5 protein-coding genes and 1 pseudogene are annotated in these 5,847 nt (G+C 43.6%); all 6 read right to left on the bottom strand.

Annotation, left to right across the window (positions count from 1 at the left end; genetic code table 11):
- Positions 1 to 212: pseudogene (locus L655_RS0114160) on the bottom strand (allantoinase); the annotation flags it as partial.
- A gap of 1 nt (position 213) precedes the next feature.
- Positions 214 to 1,425, bottom strand: a complete 1,212-nt coding sequence (locus L655_RS0114155) for a urate hydroxylase PuuD (RefSeq protein WP_024605368.1) — start codon at positions 1,423 to 1,425, stop codon at positions 214 to 216.
- A 5-nt stretch (positions 1,426 to 1,430) separates the two neighbouring features.
- Positions 1,431 to 2,795, bottom strand: coding sequence for a guanine deaminase (gene guaD / locus L655_RS0114150; RefSeq protein ID WP_024605367.1), 1,365 nt, complete (start codon positions 2,793 to 2,795; stop codon positions 1,431 to 1,433).
- Between the two features lie 2 nt (positions 2,796 to 2,797).
- Positions 2,798 to 3,634: a 2-oxo-4-hydroxy-4-carboxy-5-ureidoimidazoline decarboxylase gene (gene uraD / locus L655_RS1000000128045; protein ID WP_241764494.1), complete on the bottom strand. Its 837-nt coding sequence runs from the start codon at positions 3,632 to 3,634 to the stop codon at positions 2,798 to 2,800.
- On the bottom strand, positions 3,631 to 4,521 hold the full coding sequence (gene xdhC / locus L655_RS0114135) for a xanthine dehydrogenase accessory protein XdhC (RefSeq protein ID WP_024605366.1): 891 nt from the start codon (positions 4,519 to 4,521) through the stop codon (positions 3,631 to 3,633). The genes uraD and xdhC overlap by 4 nt, the downstream gene beginning before the upstream one ends.
- On the bottom strand, positions 4,514 to 5,847 hold a 1,334-nt coding region (locus tag L655_RS0114130; RefSeq protein ID WP_024605365.1), incomplete at its 5' end, for a molybdopterin cofactor-binding domain-containing protein. The genes L655_RS0114130 and xdhC, both read right to left, overlap by 8 nt.

Raw genomic sequence — 5,847 nt, 5'->3', positions numbered from 1 at the left:
ATATGGCGGTCTTCAACATGCGGGGCACTAACTATTTCAGATAAAAATGTTTCGGCCGCTGCATCACCATGTAATACACAGTTTTCGCCACCTTCTTCGTAATTTAATACCAATTGCACGGCAATACGTGCTTTATTGGGCCAATTTGCATGGGGTACATCTGGGCCATAACCAATTAAATCGCGCGGGTAGTTTTTAAATTGCTCGCTCATGTTATTGCTCCTTTTTAAGTGCTATGAGCCAAGAGCCTAGCGTTTCACGCTCTGCATCAGTCATGTTGGTCATATTAGCCAATGGCATGTCTTTGGTTATAACCGCACGGGTATGAATAAGCGTACTGGCTTTTTTTACATCATTAATAGAGTCGAGCTTAAAGCCAAGTGGCGCTGCTTGAAAAAGCTTTGATGTAGGTGTTTCACTGTGGCACTGGGTACAGTGCTTGCTGATTATATCCCACGCTTGTGCGTCGGTAATACTTGCTTGTAAAGGCGCGCTTTCGCCTGCATTTGTTGGTGTACTGGGCCAAGGTGCTATTGCTAGCATAAGGGCAAAAAAGGCGGCGATACCGCTTACAAGTACTGAGGGTTTATTAATGCCTTGGTGCTTTAAGTTAAAGTAATGGCGTATCCACATACCAATACCAAACAGCGCAATTAAAATAAGCCAGCCAAAGTTGTGGCTATATGTGTAAGGAAAGTGATTGCTAAGCATTATAAATACTACAGGTAATGTGGCGTAGTTATTATGAATAGAACACAGCTTTGCCTTTAAACCTGGCGCTGAATCAGGGATTCTACCAGCTTCTACTTCACTTACCATGTAGCGTTGGCCTGGCATAATAATGTGATACACATTACCCACCATACACGTGCCAATAAGTGCACCTACATGAATATACACAGCGCGGTCGCTAAATAATTGATCAACCCCAAAAGTCCACAGAGCTAATAAACCAATAACTACAGCAATAAACACTTTGCCGTTTTCGACCAGTGGGGTTTTACACAATAAACGATAAACACCATAGCCTAAGCCAATAAAACCAAGTGATGCGCCAATAGCGGCAAATTTACTTAGCTCACTTTTGCTGTTATCAATTAAATACACATCGGCGCCAACATAATAAAGTAAGCTAAATAGTAATATACCGGTGATCCACGTTGTGTAGGCTTCCCACTTAAACCAATGCAGGGTGTGAGGCATTTGTTCAGGGCCATTTTGATACTTAGCCACTTCGTAAAAGCCACCACCATGCACGGCCCATAAATCGCCTTTTATGCCTTTATCTATTTTCCATTGCGGTGGTGTTTGTAGGTTGTTATCAAGCCATGCAAAATAAAATGAAGCGCCAATCCATGCTATACCAGCAATAACATGAAAATAACGCAGTACTAAATGAGCAAGCTCAAATAAATAGTTTTCCATAACGGTTAAGCCTCTTCTAATACCGGTGAGCGGGTGTCTGAAAATTGATTGTTATCATCGCGCTTATACACACTTTTACCCATAATGTAGGTCTGCTCAACGCAGCGGTCGTCGCCTAACATCATCATTGCAAATAATTTTTCATGCAGGGTTTTGGCATGCTGTATCCTAAATTTTAAAAATGGGGTTGCTGAACAATCCATTACAATAAAATCGGCTTCACAACCGGCTTCAAAATTACCAATTGTTCCTTCTAAATCGAGCGCTCTAGCACCGCCGAGTGTTGCTAAATACAGCCCTTTAAATGCTGAAAACTTTTGACCTTGTAATTGCTGAATTTTATAAGCTTCGTTACCTGTTTGTAACATAGAAAAGCTTGTTCCTGCGCCTACATCGGTACCCATGCCTACGTTTATACCGTGCTCTTCACAGGCTTTTAAATTTAAAAGTCCTGATCCTAAAAATAGGTTTGAGGTAGGGCAGTGCGATATTGCCGCATTGTTATCTGCAAGGCAGCATAGCTCGCGCTCAGATAAATGAATACTATGGGCAAATACTGAGCGTTTACGTACCATTTTTGCTTGCTCGTACACGCCTAAGTAATCATCAAACTCTGGAAATAGCCCTTTTACCCATTCGCACTCGTCTTTGTTTTCAGATAAGTGTGTATGCAGGTAGGTGTCTGGGTATTCTTCAAGCAACTGAGTACATTTTTGAAGTTGCTCAGGGGTTGATGTAGGAGCAAAGCGTGGTGTAACTGCGTAGCTTAACCTATCAACATTGTGCCATTTTTCGATGAGGGCTTTAGATTCGTCATAGCTTGTTTGCGCGCAATCAGATAAGTCGTCAGGGCAGTTACGATCCATCATTACTTTACCGGCAATCATGCGTAAATTGCGTTTTTGTGATTCTTTAAAAAACGCATCAACCGATTGCGGATGCACAGTGCCAAATACAAGGGCAGTGGTTGTGCCGTTGCGCAGTAGCTCGTCTAAAAAGCGATTAGATATCTCTTTTGAATAATGCTTACACGTGAACTTTTTCTCTGTCGGAAACGCGTATTCGGTGAGCCAACTTAAAAGCTGCTCGCCGTACGCACCCACCATTTCGGTTTGTGGTAAGTGTATGTGGGTGTCTATCATGCCTGGCATAACGAGTTTGCCATCGTGGCGGATAATATGCGCTGATTTATCAATTGTAGGTAATATGTCTTGCTCATAGCCAAGTTTAACTACTTTGCCGTGCTTGATAACTAATGCGCCCTTTTCAAAAAAACGATAGGCGTTTTCGCCAACAATGGCAGGGTCGTCAACAAAGTCGAGTATATCGGCACAAACTACTGTTAAGTCATTATTGTTTTGTGTGCTCATAGTTAGCTACCTCTGTATGTAGAGTAGCCAAACGGGCTAAGCAACAATGGGATATGATGATGTTTAGTATCTTGTAATCTAAACGTTATTTGCGCCTCTGGGTAAAACGCAGGGGTAGGTTGGTTTTGGTAATAACTATCTAAATCAAATACTAGCTTATAAGTTGCAAATTCTACTTCTGTATTTAGCCAGTCGGTAATACGCCCATCGGAATCTGTTTTGCCTTGGGTTAGTTGTACCCATTCGTTATTTGTAAGTTTAAATAGCTTAACAGCAACGTTTGCTGCTGGTTTTCCGGTGCTGGTATCAAGTATATGGGTGGTTATAGGGCTTTTGCTCATAGCAGTGACTCCAATCTTATTTTTGTTATTTTGGCTTGTTCGNCCCGCGGCTATATTTAGCTCTGTACTGCGGGTGTTGTGTATGCGCTGCTCTATGAGTTCGAGCATTTGTTCGGCCGTTTTACCGGTGGCGCACACAATAAAAATAAAGCCAAACTTGTTCAGGTACTCTTTATTGAGGGCAATCATTTTGGTAAGTACGGCTTCGTTTGCTTTGCTCATACCCGATTGCTCATGCCCCGCTTTTTGTGCGGTAGCAGCGTATTTTTTGCTAAGGGTTGATAAGTCGCCTATTTGCGGGTGGCCTTCAAAGGCAGCTAAATAGTCGCTTTCGCCAAGGTTATCCCATGTGCTTTGTGCGCATTCAAACAGCTGCTGAGCACTTTTAAATGGCATTGCTTTTACCATGCCCGCCACCCAGTTAGGGGCCGCGCAGCAATGCTCAAGTGCTTGTTTTACTTGTGCATCATTTAGCGTATTTATTTGTAAACTACTCATGCGCCTACTTCCTCTTGCGTGGTGCTAATTAATGCATTTTTTAGTGTGCGCCATTGCAAGCCTTGGCGTTTTGGCTCTTGGGTTTGCATAGCCTGATAAAGGCCAATTAGCTGTCCACTAATCGAAATAGCCACTTCCATTGGTAATTTGCCCGAAATGTTATTAAGCCCAACAGGGCAGGTCATTTGCTGTATTTGATCGGCTGTAAAATCGCGCTGTGCTAGGCGTTGTTTAAAACGTTTTGCTTTAGTGTCAGAGCCAATAACGCCCAGCCAATTGGCATCAGCGCGTTTAATAATGGCTTGGGTGAGTGCAAAGTCGAGCTGGTGGTTATGGGTAAGTATTAAGTAGTTGTTAGCTTTAGGCGCACGCTTTACTTGTTCTGTTGGCTCTTCATCAATCACTTTTACTACATTAGTTGGCATAGCCTGTGGGAATACATCTGCGCGGCTATCTATCCAGCGTATGCGAATAGGCAGTTGTGCCAATATACCAATAAGCGCTTGTGCTACGTGGCCTGCGCCGTAAATATCTAAAGTAAAGCGCTCGCATTGCATGCATTCAAGCATAACGGTGGCAGCCCCGCCGCAGCACTGGCCTAAATTTGCACCTAGGTTAAATTGCTCAATTACTTGGGCGGCTTCGCCTTTGGCAAGTAGTTCGCGGGCTTTTTCTATTACTACGTATTCAAGGTGGCCACCGCCAAGAGTGTCGTAAATATGCTCGCCGCTTATTACCATTTTAGAGCCTGTGCCGCGAGGGGTTGAGCCATTTGTGCCAAGTACCGTGGCAATTACATAATTAGTGCCGCTTTGTTCGTGCTCGTTTATAGCCTGCGCCCAGTTTTGCGTATGAAAACCCTGAAACGACTCATTTAAATTAGCCATGTTGATGCTCCTTAAACCAGCTAGCGGTTTGCTCAATTGCACTCAATACTCGCTCTGGGGTTGCGGGTGTATCCAGTGGGGCTGTGTATTTGTAATCAGCCACACTGCTTATTGCATTACGAATGGCGCTCCATGCACTAAAGGCCAGCATGAATGGCGGCTCGCCTACGGCTTTTGATCTAAACACGGTGGTTTCTGGATTTGCTGAGTTATAAAGATTGACGTTAAATTCGGCAGGGGTATCGCCAATGGCTGGTATTTTGTAGTTGGCTGGGCCAAAGCTTGCAAGCTGGCCTTTATCATTCCATTGTAAGTCTTCGGTTGTTAGCCAGCCCATACCTTGCACAAAGGCGCCTTCAATTTGCCCTATATCAAGTGCTGGGTTAATTGAGCTGCCTACATCATGCAGTATATCAACGCGAGTTACCGTGTTTTCGCCAGTTAGGGTATCTACTTCTACTTCGCTGAGTGCTACGCCGTGAGCGTAGTAAAAAAATGGGCGGCCTTCACCTTTGGCTCTATCGTAATGAATTTTTGGTGTGGCGTAATAACCGGTAGATGAAAGCGATATACGATTCATGTAAGCAAGATTTGCAAGTTCGCTAAAGCTAATTTCCCCTTTACTAAAAGTAATGAGGTTATCTTTAAATGTAATACTTTGGCTGTCTACTTCAAAGTGCTCGGTAATAAAGTTTATTAAGCGCTCTTTTATTGTGTTTACTGCATTTAGCGCCGCCATACCGTTTAAGTCGGTACCGCTTGAAGCCGCTGTTGGCGAGGTGTTTGGTACTTTGTCGGTACGCGTAGCGCTAATACTTACCGCGTCAAAATCGACCCCAAAGCCATGGGCTACAATTTGCGCAATTTTGGTGTTTAACCCCTGGCCCATTTCGGTGCCGCCATGGTTTAAATGTATAGAGCCATCGCTGTATACATGCACTAATGCACCGGCTTGGTTTAAGTGTTGTACCGTAAACGAAATACCGTATTTAACCGGCGTCATCGCAAGGCCTTTTTTGATAATAGGTGACGATGCGTTGAATGCTTTAATAGCATTTTTACGTGCCCAGTAGTCACCTGACTCTTCAAGCTGGTTTATCATATCTTTTAAAATATGTTGCTCTACGGTTTGATGGTACGGCGTGGTATCGCGGCCTTTTTTATATAAATTGAGTTTTCTAATTTCAAGCGGATCTTTACCTAATTTGGCGGCTATATCGTCCATTATTAGCTCGCCCATAATCATTCCTTGCGGGCCACCAAATCCTCTAAATGCGGTATGGCTTACGGTATTTACTTTACAGCGATTACCCTTAATTGTGGCGG

The sequence above is a fragment of the Pseudoalteromonas sp. TAE79 genome (genome assembly GCF_000498015.1).
Taxonomy (GTDB): Bacteria; Pseudomonadota; Gammaproteobacteria; order Enterobacterales; family Alteromonadaceae; genus Pseudoalteromonas.
The sequence above is the reverse complement of the archived record's forward strand: the minus strand, read 5'-3'. Positions and strand labels throughout refer to the sequence as shown.